Origin of the sequence: Rhodococcus sp. IEGM1428, from assembly GCF_050321865.1 — a bacterium.
Taxonomy (GTDB): domain Bacteria; phylum Actinomycetota; class Actinomycetes; order Mycobacteriales; family Mycobacteriaceae; genus Rhodococcoides.
Genome location: NZ_JBNQFW010000010.1, coordinates 69,541 through 84,089, shown reverse-complemented (window position 1 = coordinate 84,089; position 14,549 = coordinate 69,541). Strand labels below are relative to the sequence as shown.

Genomic DNA, 14,549 nt, shown 5'->3' with positions numbered 1-14,549 from the left:
AACGCCCGGTCCCATTCCGAACCCGGAAGCTAAGCCCTCCAGCGCCGATGGTACTGCACTCGACAGGGTGTGGGAGAGTAGGACACCGCCGAACACAATATTCCGGAATGCCCCGACCTCACGGTCGGGGCATTCCGCATTTCGAAACCATCACCCACACAACGCCTTCGAGTGTGATGTCCCATCCGATTCCCAGAGCGTCGAACATCCATGTCTCACGATTGTGTGCGGTGTCCGCAAGACTGCATATCGGAGCGAACAGATCGAGACGCTGCCGGCTAACCGAGCGAAGTAGTTCAGCAAACGCGTTCGCGTTTGTCAGGCGCGAGCGGAATCGTCAACGAATTCGTATGCGTCTGACAAACGCGAGCGCATTCGCCAGACGCATGCAGGTTCGCCACACCGATGAACGCCAATCCCGCGAATCTGACAAACGCGCACGCATCTGCCAGAAGCCCCGCGCAGATCGACCGGTCCTCCCGAGTGTTCCGTGCACCGCTGCACGCACGACAGGCATTGTCGAGTCCGGGGACATATGAGACACGCACGGCCTCGGTCCACACCGCTGACGGCGTAGGGCTTCCGCACCGCACGAACGCGCGCGCAGCCGCCAGTCGCACGCAGAATCGCATCCAGATCACTGACCGATCCCCACGCATCTGACACACACGCGCGCACATGCAGCTGCGACAACCCGCACACGTTCGATCCGACGGTTGTGCCTTCGGCAGCGTCGAGGCTCCTCTGCTCAGATCGCACGCCGGCAGCATCGATGTGTGGCTGAGTGCGCAGGAACCTGCATGTCTACTCGAAATCATCTATCGTGCAATGACATTCGAGAACTTGCCCAGTCCCCGCTACCGGATGAATTAATTCGGTGGAGTTCGCGGCTCAGGCCGTGCATGATCATGACACAGGCACATCGTAGAGACCGTGGAGGTGGACAATGGCAGCAGAATCGAAGTACGCAAGCCGACGAGTCGTCTGCACTCGGTTTGCGGCTATTGCCAATTACGCTCTCTGAGTAGAGCTTCGGTCCGAAGGTGATGTGACACCCTTCGAATTCCTCGCCGCGCAGAACATCTCTGTGTTCGGCATCCATACTTGTTGTAGGAGAACAGATGTACCACTACGAACAAATCTTGAACGAACATCGACAACGCGTCGAGCGTGGTGTCCGGAACTACGAGCGGCGTCGGGTCGCGGCGGAAAGGGAATCGGAACCGACTGCTAGCGAAGGGAACTCACGAGAAGTTGGGGTTGTCGACGAGGGGTCATCCGACGACGGCGATGTTTCGACTTCCGAGTCCCACCTTCGCGTCGGGACGTCCTCGTCCATGAGCTGAGGCTCAATGTTCGACCAGATCGGAATATCGATCGCCCGCCGCCTCGATGAAGTCGCGGACGAACCAGCACGCAGGGACTACCCGGAGTCCCTGCGTGCCGGTGTCGTCGAGTGCGTGCTCGGTGAGCGTGGCTGCAAGTCCTCGGCCGCGAAATCGAGGGAGCGTGACGGTGTGATGGAACGTCCTGATGCCGTCGGATTCGAGGTACTCCGAGTAGCCGGCCAGCTGAGAGTCGACGTGGATCTCGAACCGATTGTTCGCATTGTCATGGGTGATCGTCACCTGCATGGTGGTACCTCCTGGCCCCGTTCGCTCTCCTCACCGTAACCGGCACTCGTCCGACGGGGTGTTCGGCGGTTACTCGAGCGTGGGTCGAAGCAGTAGGGTGAGGTAAACCGAGTCGTGCAAGCGCCACCCGTCGCAACACCGCTCTTCATAAGTACGGGGCGCTCTCGAGGCTGAAGGTGGCAATCCGTGGAAGACACATCCGACCGGGGAATCAAGGCATTCATTCGAACCGTGGCGCAGCGCGGCGGACGCGCGGAGCGGCTGACCACTTCTCGCCGTAACCCCGTGCAGGTCTGGTCGATGGACGGAAAGTCCTCGTGCATCGTTCGAGTGCGATCGAAGGTGACCGGGGACTGGAAGGCTCGCAGGCAAGACGAGTCGCTCGAGAGCGACGACACCGGATCGTCGTATTGGGTGTTCGTCGACCTTGCGAACGAAGAGCCGCGCTTCTACATGGTGTCCTCGGAAGAGATGGCGACCGATATTCGCGGAGAAGTCGATCTGTGGGTTCAGGATTCGCCTCTTCGAACCAGAACTGGGCATCACGCGATCGCGGTGGACCGGGTGGCGCATGGCAGTGAGCGGTGGGACCTGTTGGGGCTGAGCTCCACGTTGGACACCACGCTCGATGTCGGTCCCGAGCAGACGTGGGTTCGTACCCCACGGGTGAAGGCACCCCGCAAATCGGCGAAAGCCGCCGTGGAGGAAGAAGTCGTCGACAACCGTGTGCGAGTCGTCGCCGATTGCGAGGGCTATCGACTGAGCGGCCGCTACGACCCCGAGACCCAGCGACTGGAAATCACGGCCGGGCCGATGGAGGGTCGACGATTCGACAACCCGTCCGTCGCGGCCAGTGCCGTCGCCACCCATATCAGCGGAGATGTCGAAGAGCGCGACGGCTGGCAGTTCTGGCAGTTGGACACTCCGGATCGCGCTCCGCTGGGATCGTTTCAGTAGAGAACGGCAGGCCGGACGGGCTTCGTTGTGATTCCTCACCAAATTGTTCCATCGGCCTTAAACGGGCCAAGGGTCGGATTAACCTAGCGCTGGTAGGACGAGCTCCCTGTTTTAGCCACTGGGTCGAATCGATGTTCGAGAGTTCGTTCGTACATCGAAATCGGAGTATCAGCGAGCTCAACGGTCGACAGTGCGAGGGGTGCTGTCGACCGTGGGGAGAGGTATTCACCATGGAGCATTCCTACCGGTCAGGCACAGCCCACGCGTCCCGTTTCCTGTTCCTCATCGCGCAGTTCGTCGATCGAAGAATCCCAGCCGAGTTCTTCTCGGCCCAGTTTCGCGAGCTGCAGAACACTCAAACCGCGTACCTCGACGCCGACGTGTCGTCCGTCATCGGAATGTTGTCGGTGGACGTCGGAGCGTACCTGGGTGACGTCGAGATCCGCGGAGTCGACTACATCGACTCCGAACAACTGTGGATGGCCGCCGGGCAGGCGTTTCGTGATCTGATGACCGTCCAGTCCGAGCACATCGAGCGTGAGGCCGGCTGATGGTCCAGGGCAATATCACCTGAACCGATCGCGCTGCCGCAGAAGATCTTCGAGCCTGAATCGTCGATGGGTTCCGCGCATCTCGATAGGTAGATCGCCCGCATCGGCCAACCGTCTGACATAGGTATCGGAGACCCCGAGTACTGCCGCGGCCTGCGAGGTCGTGAGTAACTCGTCCACCGTTCCGATTGCTACTGCTCGGCCGGTGGCCAGCTGGGTGAGGAGTTCGAGGACAGCACCGCGTGCCGCGTCGTCGAGTGGCACCGCCGAATCTCCGATTCTGACGTCGACGTCCGTGCCCGTCCGCTCGTGTACGACGGCCGCAAGTTGTGTGGCCGAGCGCGAGGCGAGAGCAGGCATGACGAATCGGAAGTCCATTCGACCAGGATAGGAGCGGACGGTACGCATAGGCTCGAGGCACCCGACTCACAAGGAGTGTTTCAGTGCCACAGTTGTTGCATCTCGATTCGTCTGCCGACCCGGTTCGTTCGATCAGCCGTCAGGTGACGTCCCGCTTCTCGGACGGCTGGCATTCGATCGGCACCGACCACTCCGTGATCCATCGAGACCTGCATCTGAATCCGCTGCCGCACCTGCCCACTTCGGCGCTGCACTGGGCACCACACTTGCGCGCAGCCGACGAACATGTGGAGGCATCCGCCGAGGCGCTGCAGATCGAGCTGATCGAAGAACTGATCTCGGCGGACGTTGTGCTCATCGGCGCACCGATGTACAACTGGTCGATCCCGTCGACCTTGAAGGCGTGGATCGACTACGTACACGTTCCCGGCATCACCGTCCCGTTCGACGGCGATACGGCTCCTCTCGTCGGCAAACCTGCTGTTGTGGTGACCAGCCGCGGCAACGACTACACCCCCGGTACCGACGGCGCGTCGGCCGACCACACCACGGCCCAGTTGCGGCAGGTTCTCGGGGTCGCGCTCGGGATGGACGTCCACTTCGTCCCGATCGATCTGACACTTGCCGCACGAGTGCCGGCGCTGGCACCTCGGATTCCACAGGCGCAAGCCAGTCTCGAGGCTGCGTTCGTCGCCGTCGAGGGACTCGCTCTGCAATTGGGCGGGGCATTGCCCAGGTAGGACCCGAGTAGCCTGGCGAGGTGCTACCGAACGGCCCAGGCAACGACACCACCCGCGGCAACCGCGGATCGGGTCGGCATCGAATCCACACAGCGTCGCGTCATCGTGCGCTCGCGCTTCGGATCGGACGGGTCGTCGTTGCCACTGCTGCGGTCGCCTCGGTTGCGGTGAGTGGCATCGGGTTCGCGGTCTACCGCGAGGCGACCACCGGACTGACAACCTCCGACGCTCTCGACGGTATCGCGAACAACGATCCGAGCGGCAACGGCCAGGACACCAACATCCTGTTGATCGGCCTCGACAGTCGCAAGGACATGGACGGAAACGACCTGCCCGCCGAGTTCGTCACCGATGAACTGCACGCGGGAGACAGCGATGTCGGCGGCTACAACACCAATACGCTGTTGCTGGTTCATCTTCCGGCCGATGGCGGACGTGCGACCGCGTTGTCGATACCTCGTGACGACTACGTCGACGTCCCCGGGTACGGCAAGCGAAAGATCAAGGAGGCGTACGGCCTTGCCAAGGCCGACGCCGATACGGAGTTGCTCGACGAGGGCGTCACCGATGCGGCCGAGCGTGAACGGCGAGCGAGAGAGGCAGGTCGGCGATCGACGTTGACTGCGGTTCGCAACCTGCTCGACGTACCGATCGACCATTTCGCCGAAGTGAACCTCCTGGGCTTCTACGACGTGGCGACGGCCGTCGGCCCCATCCAGGTGTGCTTGAACAATCCAGTCGACGACAACTATTCGGGGGCGAACTTTCCAGCCGGCGCTCAAGAGCTGAGCGCCTCGCAGGCACTGTCCTTCGTACGGCAACGTCACGGCCTCGACAACGGCGACCTCGATCGAACCAAACGGCAGCAGGCTTTTGTTGCCGGGGTGATGGCCAAGCTCAGCTCCTCCGGTGTTCTCGCGAACATCGGCGAACTACGAGCGCTGGTGGCGGGAACCAAGAACGACATCGTCATCGACGCGTCGTTGGATCCGATGACGCTCGCCGGGCAAGCCGGCGCGGTCATGCAGGGCGACATCGATTTCTACACGCTGCCGATCATGGGCTACGAGACGATCAACGGTCAGGACGTCAATCTCGTCGACGTCGACTCCATCAGGGCCGAGGCCGCGCGGTTGATCGGCAACGCGCCGGTGCCCACACCGTCGATCACCGAGGCACCGGCCCCGACGACGGGACCTCCGCCACTCGCGATCGCCCCACCGGATACGACCGAGGATCTGCCCGCGGCACCAGACGAGGGCGTCCACAGTGACGGCGGCATTCCCTGCGTCGACTGAGCCCTGCGTCGACCGAACGCGCGCCGGGCAGGTCAGGGTGCGCTCAGCAGAACATCCATCAGCTGCTTCTCCACCGCAGCGAATTGAGGCGTCGTCACGATCTCCAGTCCGCGTGGGCGGGGCAGGGGCACCTCGACCTGCCGTCGTACATGGGCCGGCCTGGGGGAGAGAACGACGACCCGATCGGAGAGGTAGACCGCCTCACGGATGTCGTGCGTGATCATCAGTACCGTCCATCGAAACTCCGACCAGACCTGCTGCAACCAGGACTGCATGTCGCTGCGGGTCAACGAGTCCAGCGCTCCGAACGGTTCGTCGAGCAGCAGCACCGACCGACCCTGCACCACCGTGCGCAGTAGCGCCGCTCGCTGGCGCATGCCGCCCGAGAGCTCGGACGGCCTGGCCGACTCGTAGCCGTCGAGGCCGAACACCGGGAACAGCTCCCGCGCCCGCGCCCGCGCTTCCTTCTTTGCGACGCCCTGCACTTCGAGTCCGAGAGTCGTGTTGTCCAGCACGGATCGCCAGGGAAACAGCAGATCCTTTTGCGGCATGTAGGCACACGGCGGCACGTTCACCGTGCCGGAATCGGGTCGGTCCAGCTCGGCCAGCATGTTGAACACCGTGCTCTTGCCGGATCCACTCGGTCCGATGATCGAGATGAACTCGCCCGGCTGCGCTCCGAACGAAACGCCGTCGAGCACAAGCTTGTCGCCGAACGATTTGGTCAGTCCGCGAACGTCGATGCAGTTGTCGGTGGTGATCGGGTCAGACATGTAGTCCCGCCGATCCGTGGCGAGCCCACGGAGCAACCAATCGTTCCACCACGAACGTGGAGACGAAGAGGACCACACTGATCACGGCTGTGACGGCCACTGCGGCCAGGACCAGATCGGTTCGGAACGAGTTCTTCTGTTGGCTCATGTAGATGCCGAGCCCTGCACTGGCTCCGGCGTATTCGGCGAAGATCGCCCCGACGACGGCGTAGGTGATGCCGATGCGCAGCGAGGTGAAGAACCGGGGGAGAGCCGACGGTAGCCGTACGTACCGAAACTGTTGCCAGCGTGAGGCGCCCATGCTCACCAGAAGAGATCGAGCATCGCGATCGGCTGCCGCGAAGCCCTCGATGAGCCCGATGGCCATCGGGAAGAACGTGGCCAGAGCGATCACCAAAACCTTGGGGAGCAAACCGAAGCCGAACCAGATGATCAGCAACGGTGCGATCGCAATGATCGGCAGTGTCTGCGACACGACGAAGAGTGGCACGAACGCGCGCCGGAGCCAGGGCGAGAAATCCACCGCAACAGCCAGTATCCAGGCGAGAGCCAGGGAGACGGCGAAACCGACGAGCGTCACCTGCACGGTCGCGGACGCGTTCTCGATGATCGCATCACGCTGCGCCCAACCCTGCACGACGACGCGACCGGGCGATGGCAGCACCTGCGGGCGGATACCGCTGACCTGGACGTAGACCTGCCATCCGGCTATCAGGGCGGCGACGACCGTGACCGCGGGCCACGCCCAGCGAACAGAGGCTCGGATCCCGCTGAACGAGAACGTGTCTCGCTCAGCGGTGACCGGCTTATCGATCGCCGAGATAGTCATTGGTGAAGTAGGTCGACCAGTCCGGCTCCGTCGTCAGCGGGGCGCCGTTCTGATCGGCCAGTACGCCGCTCTCGTACAGGAACTTCGAGTACGCCGTCCACTTGTCGAGGCTCTGTCTTCCGACCTCGCCGGAGGGATCCTTCATGTACTTCGCCGCGAGCATTTCCTGGCTCTCGAAAACGAGCGACTCGTCCGTGAAGGTTCCGGGGTTGGCGTCGATCAGGTCCTGGGCAGCTCTGTCGGGATCGTCGGCAGCGAGTTGGTACCCGCGTTGCAGGGCCTGGACGAACTTCTTCGCCTCGTCCGGGTGGGCAGCGAGCCAGGGTTCGTTGCCACTGATGGTGAGCGCATAGGCGTCGGGAAATCCGTAGTCGGTGTAGTCGAAGTACTTCATCGGGGTTCCGCTGTGTTCGGCTTCGATCCCCTCCCACGCGAAGTAGGAGACGGTGAAGTCCGCGGTACCGGAATACACCGCCTCGTATGCCGAGGTTCCCAGTACTACGGTCTCGTATTCGCCTGTGCCACCGTCGTTCTTGATGACCTGCTGAAGCCCGGCTTGCTCGCCGGACTCGCCGAAGCCGGCGTAGACCTTGCCATCGAGTGCCTTCGGGCTCGGGATTTCGTCTCGATCTGCGCGAACTCCGATGCCGGTTGCCCAATGCTGCAGCGGTGCGAGAACGGATACGGTCTGGGCGCCCGCCGAGGTGGCGAACACCCCCGAGCTCTGTGTACTGATGCCGAACTCGGCGTTTCCGGCATCGACGAGGGTGTCCGCTGCAGTGTTGTTGTAGGGCAGAACTTCCACGTTCAACCCGGCGTCGGCGAAGTAGCCTTCCTGCAGGGCCACGTAGAGGCCGGTGTGATTGGTGTTCGGGGTCCAGTCGAGGGCGAACCGAATGGTGTCGGAGTCGGTCGATTCCGAGCATCCCGCCAGTCCGGTGGTCGCAACGACCGCCGCTGCAAGCGTGGCGAGGATTCGAGTGGTTCTCATGCGTACACCGCACTCTCGGCCGAAGGCCACGGAGTGGGATGTAAAGCGCTGTCCCAGAACATCAGTTCGTATCTCGACGCGACGACGAAGGCGTCGATCATCTGCTCGCGTTGATCTGGCGTCGCGGCCGCGGCGGCGTCGTCCACGAACGTTTTCGCAGCGTCGACGATGGCATGGAATTCGGGTGCGTCGTAGGCAGCCACCCAGCGCGCATAGGGGTGATCGGGATCGCGATCGAGAACCGCCTTCGCTGCCGCGGCGAGAGAGCGGCCGACATCGGCGTAGATCCAGAAGCACGGCAGCACCGCCGCGGCTGCCACGGGATACGGCTCGGTTGCTGCGGTCGCGATCAGATACGAGGTGTAGCCCAGGCACTCGGGTGATGGCTCCGGCGTAGCCGTCGACGAGGGGAGAGAACCCCCGGTCAGCATGGCCTCGTGTGACGACGCCTCGTCTATGGCGCTCGCGGCGGCGCTCGCCCAGAATGCCCCGGCGAGCGGGTTCGGTGCGTGTGCTGCCAGCAAGGACAACGATTTCACGTACCCGCTCAGGTAGAGCGAGTCCTGCTCGAGGTACCGACGGAACGCGTCGAGCGGAAGCGTCCCGGCACCGAGCAGCCGTAGGAATTCCAGATTGTCGATCTCGCGTCGAATGTCCGCGGAGGCATCCCAGAGGAGATCGGTGAAGCGGACCGGGTCCGCAGATACAACAGGCGTCATCGCCTTGACATCCCTTCGTCAGTATTACCTGCATCAGGTTCGGCGGGTTTGATCTCAGCATCCGCATCGGCGGACACACCCCGTGTCAGAACGAAAGCGACAGTAACACCGGTCACCCAATGCCGATGCCGCCGCCCCTGTATCTGCGGTCCTCAGCTCACCCCAGCATGTCTTCGAGTTCCATGCCCTTGGTCTCCGTGATCTTGGCCTTGACGAAGAAGAACGACAGGGCGGCGAACACTGCGAAGCCGGCGTAGATGACCCACAGGCCCACCGACGACGTCAGTGGCGGGAAGGCAAGCGTCACAGCGAAATTGGCAATCCAGTTGGCTGCGGTACCGATTCCGAGGGCCATGGCTCGCATGCGGTTGGGGAACATCTCGCCGAGCATGACCCACATGATCGGACCCCAGGTCGACGCGAAGAAGATGACGAAGAGGTTGGCACCGATCAGCGCGATGGCACCCCACGGAGCGGGCAGCGTGACGTCGTCGCCGCTGCCGATCGACTGCGAGAAGGCCACGGATGCCATGACCAGCCCGACGAACATGCCGAGCGAACCCGCCAACAACAGCTTGCGCCGGCCGATTCGGTCCACGAACAGGATCGCCACGAACGTCATGACCACGTTGATCACTGCGGTGATGACCGACGTGGTGAACGACTGATCCTCACTGAAGCCGACCGAGCGCCACAGCGTCGTCGAGTAGTAGAAGATCGCGTTGATGCCCACGAGCTGCTGCAGCACTGCCATCGTGATGCCGACCCAGACGATCGGTTGCAAGCCGAACTTCGGCCCGCGGATATCGGCGAACGACGAACGCGACTCCTTGCGCAGCGTGAGCCTGATCTCGTGAACGCGCTCGTCGGGGTGCAGTTCTCCGGTGATCTCGGCGAGCACTCGCGCTGCTTCGTCGTCGAGATGCTGACCCACCAGGTAGCGCGGGGACTCCGGAATCAGTGTTGCCAGCAGCCCGTACACCAGTGCGGGAACGACGCCGACGAGAAACATCCAGCGCCATGCTTCGGCGCCGAGCCACAGGTCGTTGGACGCCCCGTCGGCAGCCCCCGCGAGAAGCGCGTCGGACAGCAGGGCGGCGAAAATGCCGATGGTGATGGCCAATTGCTGTAGCGAAGCAAGGGCTCCCCGCCACTTGGCCGGAGCGATCTCGGCAATGTACGCAGGCGCGATCACCGAGGCGATGCCGATGCCCAGCCCGCCGAGTACTCGCCAGAGCATGAGATCGGGGACGCTGAACGCCAATCCGGAACCGATCGAGGAAATCACGAACAGGGCCGAGCCCAGCAGCATCACCTTCTTACGTCCCCAACGGTCTGCGAGGCTGCCGGCGAACCAGGCACCCACTGCGCATCCGATCAGGGCGATCGCGACCACGAATCCGGTGGTGAACGAGCCGAGGAGGAAGTGATCTTCGATCGAGTCGACCGCTCCGTTGATGACCGAGCTGTCGAAACCGAACAGGAATCCGCCCACAGCAGCGGCGACGCTGACGCCGATGACCTTCGCTGTGTGGCGGTCCGAGGTCTGATTCATGAGTGACGCACCTTCCGGCCGCGCGCACGGGCGTCGGCCGCTGGGGAGACCGTACGGCAGGGATTGTCGTACCGTCCCCGGACATTACGCCTGGTAATTTGCCGAGCGAACGAGACCGTCAGCGAAGGTCGAAATCCTCGGCCGAGACGGTGAATCCGTGACCGACCTGATCGGTACAGGTCACCCCGGCCTGCTCGTCGATGCTGCACTGCAGGCCGTTGGTCGAGCCGCTTCCAGGGACGGTGAGCACCTCGCCGTACGGCAGCGCCGCCGCGGGGCCGTCGAAACGATGGAACTTGGGATCGCCCAGACTCTCGAACTTCGCCGGTGATCCGGCAATCAGTTGCACTGCGTTGGGTTTCACAGCAGTCCCCGAAGCGCCACTGCCGGGAACCTTCGGTGCCGAATCGGGTAGCGAACCGTGGCAACCGGCGATGGAGGTGTTCAGCACGGCAATACCGCACTCGAATTTTCCGCTGGGGCTCGAAAAGTAGTACCAGCCAGGTGCTTTGCCGGCGTAGTCCGTCGAATTGGCCTGAGCCGCTGCCGAACTCGTCGGCGTTGCCGTGGTGGACATCGGCGGCGTCGTGGAAGCAGGTGAGGATGACGGCGTACTGCGGGGTGTGGTCGGAAGCGCGGTGATCGGGGTGGGGCGGTCGGTGACGATCGTCGCCATCGGCCCATCGCCCCCACCGGAACCACAGGCGGCCACCAGGCCGACTGCCACGACTGCCGCTGCGGCACATCCGATTCTTCTCATCGTCGATTCCTTCGCTCGGGGGCGTCGACGCCGAACGTAGCGTCGCCGAGCCCAGGGATGATGTTGGTACGTTGGGCAGCGACCGAACAGGAGGCTCGATGGGCAACGCGTCCGACTCCACCGCGTCCGGCTCCACCGTGTCTGTGAGCACGCCGTACGGCGACGTCCTCGGCTATCCGGTTGCCGTCGACGCATCGCCGATCGTGGCGTGGAGGGGTATTCCCTACGCGACACCGCCGGTGGGGAAGCTCAGGTTCCGATCGCCGCGGCCGCTGCAGCCGTGGACCGGAGTGCTCGACGGTCTCGAGTTCGGCGCGATGGCACCACAGGGTCGCGACAGTCCGGTGCCGATCGATCCGTCGCTGTCGATCTCCGAGGACTGCCTCACGCTCAACGTGTGGGCACCCCGGCCCGATGGAGAACAACGTCCGGTACTCGTGTGGATCCACGGCGGCGCGTACTCGCTCGGATCGTCCGCTCAGCGGGTGTACGACGGGCGGAATCTGAGCGAGAACGGTGACGTGGTGGTTGTGACCGTCAACTTCCGCCTCGGTGCCTTCGGGTTCCTCGACCTCTCGTCGTTCTCCACCGACGAGCACACCTTCGAGACCAATCTCGGACTGCGAGACCAGATCGCAGCACTCGAATGGGTACGCGAATGCATCGCCGCGTTCGGCGGCGATCCCGATCGAGTCACTGTGTTCGGTGAATCCTCCGGGGGTGCATCGGTCACCACGTTGATGACGTCTCCGAAGGCCGAGGGCCTGTTTCAGCAAGCGATCGTGCAGAGTGCTCCTGCGACGTCGGTGTACGGCCCCGATCGAGGTGCCGCAGTGGCGTCGAGATTCCTGGAATTGGTGGGTGTCGCCCGGGAAGACATCGGCGAATTGTTCGACATGCATTTCAGCAGGCTGGTCACTGCGGGGGACACGCTCTGCTACGAAATTCCCACGAGAGTTCCTGGAACACTGGGTCTTTCGCCGGTCGTGGATGGGGATATCGTTCCGCGTTACCCGGTGGCGGCGTTCCAGAAGGGCCTCTCGCACAAGATCCCACTGATCATCGGCACCAACCACGACGAGCCGTCGATCTTTCGGTTCATGAAGTCCCCGCTGATGCCGATCACCTCCGACACCGTCTCGGAGATGTTCCGGGCCATTGCACACGATCACGCCGATCTGCCGGCTTATCGCGTCGCCGAGATCATGGCGGCGTACCCGGACAGGGACAAACCGGCCGGCGCACAAGCTATGTCGCGTGATGCGGGATTCGTCATGCCGAGCATGTGGATCGCCGACGCGCACAGCAGACACTCGCCGACATGGATGTACCGATTCGATCACGCGACGCCGATGCTCAAGGCCGCTCGCGTGGGGGCCGGACACGCAACCGAACTGCCGTACGTCTTCGGCAACTTCGGGACGCTGAACAGAGACCCCACGTTCTGGCTCGGCGGCCGTAAACCGGCGATGGCGGTGGCGGCGCGGATGCAGAGACGGTGGCTCGCTTTCGCGCGGTACGGCGTACCCGCTGCGCTGGACGCGTCCAAGCATTGGGCTCCGTACACCGAGAAAACGCGATGGACATTGGTGATCGACACGTCCGACGCCCTTGTCGAGGACCCCGACGGCGACATGCGCGCTGCCTGGGGCGACCGTGTGCTGGGATTCAGCTGACACGTCGCCCTGCCTTTGGTCGCTCCACAGGCATGAATCGAACGTAACAGCAAGAACACCAGCCGCAGGAGTCTCACCGGTAACAATTGGATGTCAGCAGCCTGTCGGTAGGTGCAGTTATGTTCGGTGAGTGTTGATGTCCAGGATTGTCGAAGCCTCCCGTGCCGTGGCCGCGACGCGCTCCCGCAAGGTCAAGATCGAGCAGCTGAGCGCACTGCTCGCCGAGGCGGAGGCCGGTGACATCGAACCCGCTGTGTCGTGGTTGTCGGGGGAGTTGCGGCAGGGGCGAATAGGAGTCGGCTGGCGCACTCTGGCCGATCTCGACGTCACCTCCGCCGAGGCCTCGACGTTGACGGTCACCGAGGTCGACGATGCGATCTCCGCGGTCGCGTCGACGTCGGGTGCGGGATCGGCTGCGCGGCGAGTGTCGCTGTTGACGGACCTGTTCTCGCGCTGCACCGCCGAGGAGCGGCAGTTCCTGATCAGGCTCGTCACCGGTGAACTTCGGCAAGGGGCGCTCGAGGGGATCATGGTCGACGCTGTCGCTGCCGCCACGAGCCTTCCGCAGGCTCCGGTGCGTCGCGCATTCATGCTCTCGGGACGCCTGTCCGCCACCGCGGTTGCCGCGATCACCGGTGGCGTCGAGGCGCTGGACGCGTTCCGGCTCGAGGTGGGACGCCCGGTCCGCCCGATGCTGGCCTCGCCCGCAGAATCGCTTCGCGCGGCGTGGGAGCAACTGAACGGAGACGTCACCGTCGAATACAAGCTCGACGGCGCTCGTATTCAAGTGCACCGTTCCGGAACCGACGTGAGCATCTACACGCGAACTCTGCGCGACATCACTGCGAGCGTGCCCGAGTTGGTGGAACTCGTTCTCGAGCTGCCGTGCGATTCTGTGGTCCTGGACGGGGAGACCCTCGCGCTCGACGACAGCGGGCGCCCCAGGCCTTTCCAGGAAACGATGAGTCGGTTCGGTGCCGAGAGCGCACACGAGCTCCTGCTGCAGCCCTACTTCTTCGACTGCCTGCACCTCGACGGTGTGGACCTGCTCGATGCCCCGCTGGAGCAGCGCCTGGCCGCACTGGACCGGGTAGCACCGGGGCACCGAATTCCCAGTGCCGTTCGGCCCGATGCGGACGAAGCAGCGGCCCACTTCGATGCCGCACTCGACGCCGGGCACGAGGGGGTCATGCTCAAAGCTCTCGGTGCACCGTATGCCGCAGGCCGCCGCGGAAAGAGCTGGCAGAAGGTCAAACCCGAGCACACCCTCGACCTTGTCGTCCTCGGAGCCGAGTGGGGGTACGGCCGCCGCACGGGTTACCTGTCGAATCTGCACCTCGGGGCTCGCGATCCAGACGGCGGTGTCCCGATCATGGTCGGCAAGACGTTCAAGGGCCTGACCGACGTTCTGTTGCAATGGCAGACCGACGAATTCCCCGAACACGAGCGAGAGCGCGACGAGCACACCGTGTATCTGCGCCCCGAACTGATCGTCGAGATCGAGCTCGACGGCGTGCAGGTCAGCTCGCGCTACCCGGGCGGCGTTGCTCTGCGATTCGCGCGAGTGGTGCGATACCGACCCGACAAGAACCTGGCGACCGCCGACACCATCGACGCTGTTCGCGCGCTGCTGCCGAAGTCCAACTGATCAGCATCCCACCTCTGCGCACCGCCGACGATTAATACGTACGAAACCGCACGAACGA

14 protein-coding genes, 1 rRNA gene and 1 riboswitch are annotated in these 14,549 nt (G+C 63.5%); of the genes, 7 read left to right on the top strand and 8 right to left on the bottom strand.

The genetic code is table 11. The features are described from left to right. Nucleotides 1-94 (top strand): 5S ribosomal RNA (gene rrf, locus ACQR3T_RS27710); the annotation flags it as partial. A 1,255-nt stretch (nucleotides 95-1,349) separates the two neighbouring features. Here rrf and ACQR3T_RS27705 read toward each other — a convergent pair. Next, nucleotides 1,350-1,634 (bottom strand): GNAT family N-acetyltransferase, encoded by a 285-nt coding sequence (locus ACQR3T_RS27705; RefSeq protein WP_428695699.1) that lies wholly within the window; start codon nucleotides 1,632-1,634, stop codon nucleotides 1,350-1,352. A 186-nt stretch (nucleotides 1,635-1,820) separates the two neighbouring features. Here ACQR3T_RS27705 and ACQR3T_RS27700 point away from each other — a divergent pair, with 186 nt between their 5' ends. Next, the gene (locus ACQR3T_RS27700; RefSeq protein WP_032402911.1) at nucleotides 1,821-2,591 is read left to right on the top strand and encodes a hypothetical protein; all 771 of its coding nucleotides are present in this window, start codon (nucleotides 1,821-1,823) and stop codon (nucleotides 2,589-2,591) included. Between the two features lie 230 nt (nucleotides 2,592-2,821). After that, entirely contained in the window at nucleotides 2,822-3,142 is a 321-nt protein-coding gene (locus ACQR3T_RS27695) for a homoserine dehydrogenase (RefSeq protein WP_428695698.1), read from the top strand. A gap of 15 nt (nucleotides 3,143-3,157) precedes the next feature. On the opposite strand, the gene ACQR3T_RS27690 is transcribed toward ACQR3T_RS27695, so the two are convergent. Continuing rightward, nucleotides 3,158-3,520 (bottom strand): helix-turn-helix domain-containing protein, encoded by a 363-nt coding sequence (locus tag ACQR3T_RS27690; RefSeq protein WP_428695697.1) that lies wholly within the window; start codon nucleotides 3,518-3,520, stop codon nucleotides 3,158-3,160. Between the two features lie 65 nt (nucleotides 3,521-3,585). Between ACQR3T_RS27690 and ACQR3T_RS27685 the strand changes: the two genes are divergently transcribed. Both ACQR3T_RS27685 and ACQR3T_RS27680 read left to right on the top strand, forming a co-directional pair. After that, nucleotides 3,586-4,242 (top strand): FMN-dependent NADH-azoreductase, encoded by a 657-nt coding sequence (locus tag ACQR3T_RS27685; RefSeq protein WP_094615958.1) that lies wholly within the window; start codon nucleotides 3,586-3,588, stop codon nucleotides 4,240-4,242. A gap of 20 nt (nucleotides 4,243-4,262) precedes the next feature. After that, complete coding sequence (locus ACQR3T_RS27680; RefSeq protein WP_428695696.1) at nucleotides 4,263-5,540, top strand: LCP family protein; 1,278 nt, start codon at nucleotides 4,263-4,265, stop codon at nucleotides 5,538-5,540. 32 nt (nucleotides 5,541-5,572) lie between these two features. On the opposite strand, the gene ACQR3T_RS27675 is transcribed toward ACQR3T_RS27680, so the two are convergent. The 6 genes from ACQR3T_RS27675 to ACQR3T_RS27650 form a co-directional block, all read right to left on the bottom strand. Continuing rightward, entirely contained in the window at nucleotides 5,573-6,313 is a 741-nt protein-coding gene (locus tag ACQR3T_RS27675) for an ABC transporter ATP-binding protein (RefSeq protein ID WP_032378940.1), read from the bottom strand. After that, nucleotides 6,306-7,142 (bottom strand): ABC transporter permease, encoded by an 837-nt coding sequence (locus ACQR3T_RS27670; RefSeq protein ID WP_428695695.1) that lies wholly within the window; start codon nucleotides 7,140-7,142, stop codon nucleotides 6,306-6,308. The genes ACQR3T_RS27675 and ACQR3T_RS27670 overlap by 8 nt, the downstream gene beginning before the upstream one ends. Then, nucleotides 7,120-8,133 (bottom strand): ABC transporter substrate-binding protein, encoded by a 1,014-nt coding sequence (locus tag ACQR3T_RS27665; RefSeq protein ID WP_428695694.1) that lies wholly within the window; start codon nucleotides 8,131-8,133, stop codon nucleotides 7,120-7,122. The genes ACQR3T_RS27670 and ACQR3T_RS27665 overlap by 23 nt, the downstream gene beginning before the upstream one ends. After that, entirely contained in the window at nucleotides 8,130-8,852 is a 723-nt protein-coding gene (locus ACQR3T_RS27660; RefSeq protein ID WP_428695693.1) for a TenA family protein, read from the bottom strand. Before ACQR3T_RS27660 ends, ACQR3T_RS27665 begins: the two co-directional genes overlap by 4 nt. Then, nucleotides 8,846-8,945, bottom strand: a riboswitch (TPP riboswitch). (Overlaps the previous gene by 7 nt.) A 64-nt stretch (nucleotides 8,946-9,009) precedes the next feature. Beyond that, nucleotides 9,010-10,407 carry a sugar porter family MFS transporter gene (locus tag ACQR3T_RS27655; protein WP_428695692.1) on the bottom strand — a complete coding sequence of 466 codons (1,398 nt, stop codon included), beginning with the start codon at nucleotides 10,405-10,407 and terminating at the stop codon, nucleotides 9,010-9,012. Between the two features lie 118 nt (nucleotides 10,408-10,525). After that, nucleotides 10,526-11,167: a hypothetical protein gene (locus ACQR3T_RS27650; protein ID WP_230594644.1), complete on the bottom strand. Its 642-nt coding sequence runs from the start codon at nucleotides 11,165-11,167 to the stop codon at nucleotides 10,526-10,528. 98 nt (nucleotides 11,168-11,265) lie between these two features. On the opposite strand from ACQR3T_RS27650, the gene ACQR3T_RS27645 reads away from it, so the two are divergent. Continuing rightward, nucleotides 11,266-12,843 (top strand): carboxylesterase/lipase family protein, encoded by a 1,578-nt coding sequence (locus ACQR3T_RS27645; protein ID WP_428695691.1) that lies wholly within the window; start codon nucleotides 11,266-11,268, stop codon nucleotides 12,841-12,843. 130 nt (nucleotides 12,844-12,973) lie between these two features. Beyond that, on the top strand, nucleotides 12,974-14,491 hold the full coding sequence (locus ACQR3T_RS27640; RefSeq protein WP_428695690.1) for an ATP-dependent DNA ligase: 1,518 nt from the start codon (nucleotides 12,974-12,976) through the stop codon (nucleotides 14,489-14,491). The last annotated feature ends 58 nt before the right edge of the window (nucleotides 14,492-14,549 follow it).

What these genes read in the sequence shown, in the direction of transcription:
- ACQR3T_RS27660 (WP_428695693.1), bottom strand. Translation starts at nt 8,852, where the DNA reads ATGACGCCTGTTGTATCTGCGGACCCGGTCCGCTTCACCGATCTCCTC.
- ACQR3T_RS27705 (WP_428695699.1), bottom strand. Translation starts at nt 1,634, where the DNA reads ATGCAGGTGACGATCACCCATGACAATGCGAACAATCGGTTCGAGATC.
- ACQR3T_RS27645 (WP_428695691.1), top strand. Translation starts at nt 11,266, where the DNA reads ATGGGCAACGCGTCCGACTCCACCGCGTCCGGCTCCACCGTGTCTGTG.
- ACQR3T_RS27690 (WP_428695697.1), bottom strand. Translation starts at nt 3,520, where the DNA reads ATGGACTTCCGATTCGTCATGCCTGCTCTCGCCTCGCGCTCGGCCACA.
- ACQR3T_RS27670 (WP_428695695.1), bottom strand. Translation starts at nt 7,142, where the DNA reads ATGACTATCTCGGCGATCGATAAGCCGGTCACCGCTGAGCGAGACACG.
- ACQR3T_RS27675 (WP_032378940.1), bottom strand. Translation starts at nt 6,313, where the DNA reads ATGTCTGACCCGATCACCACCGACAACTGCATCGACGTTCGCGGACTG.
- ACQR3T_RS27665 (WP_428695694.1), bottom strand. Translation starts at nt 8,133, where the DNA reads ATGAGAACCACTCGAATCCTCGCCACGCTTGCAGCGGCGGTCGTTGCG.
- ACQR3T_RS27695 (WP_428695698.1), top strand. Translation starts at nt 2,822, where the DNA reads ATGGAGCATTCCTACCGGTCAGGCACAGCCCACGCGTCCCGTTTCCTG.
- ACQR3T_RS27655 (WP_428695692.1), bottom strand. Translation starts at nt 10,407, where the DNA reads ATGAATCAGACCTCGGACCGCCACACAGCGAAGGTCATCGGCGTCAGC.
- ACQR3T_RS27650 (WP_230594644.1), bottom strand. Translation starts at nt 11,167, where the DNA reads ATGAGAAGAATCGGATGTGCCGCAGCGGCAGTCGTGGCAGTCGGCCTG.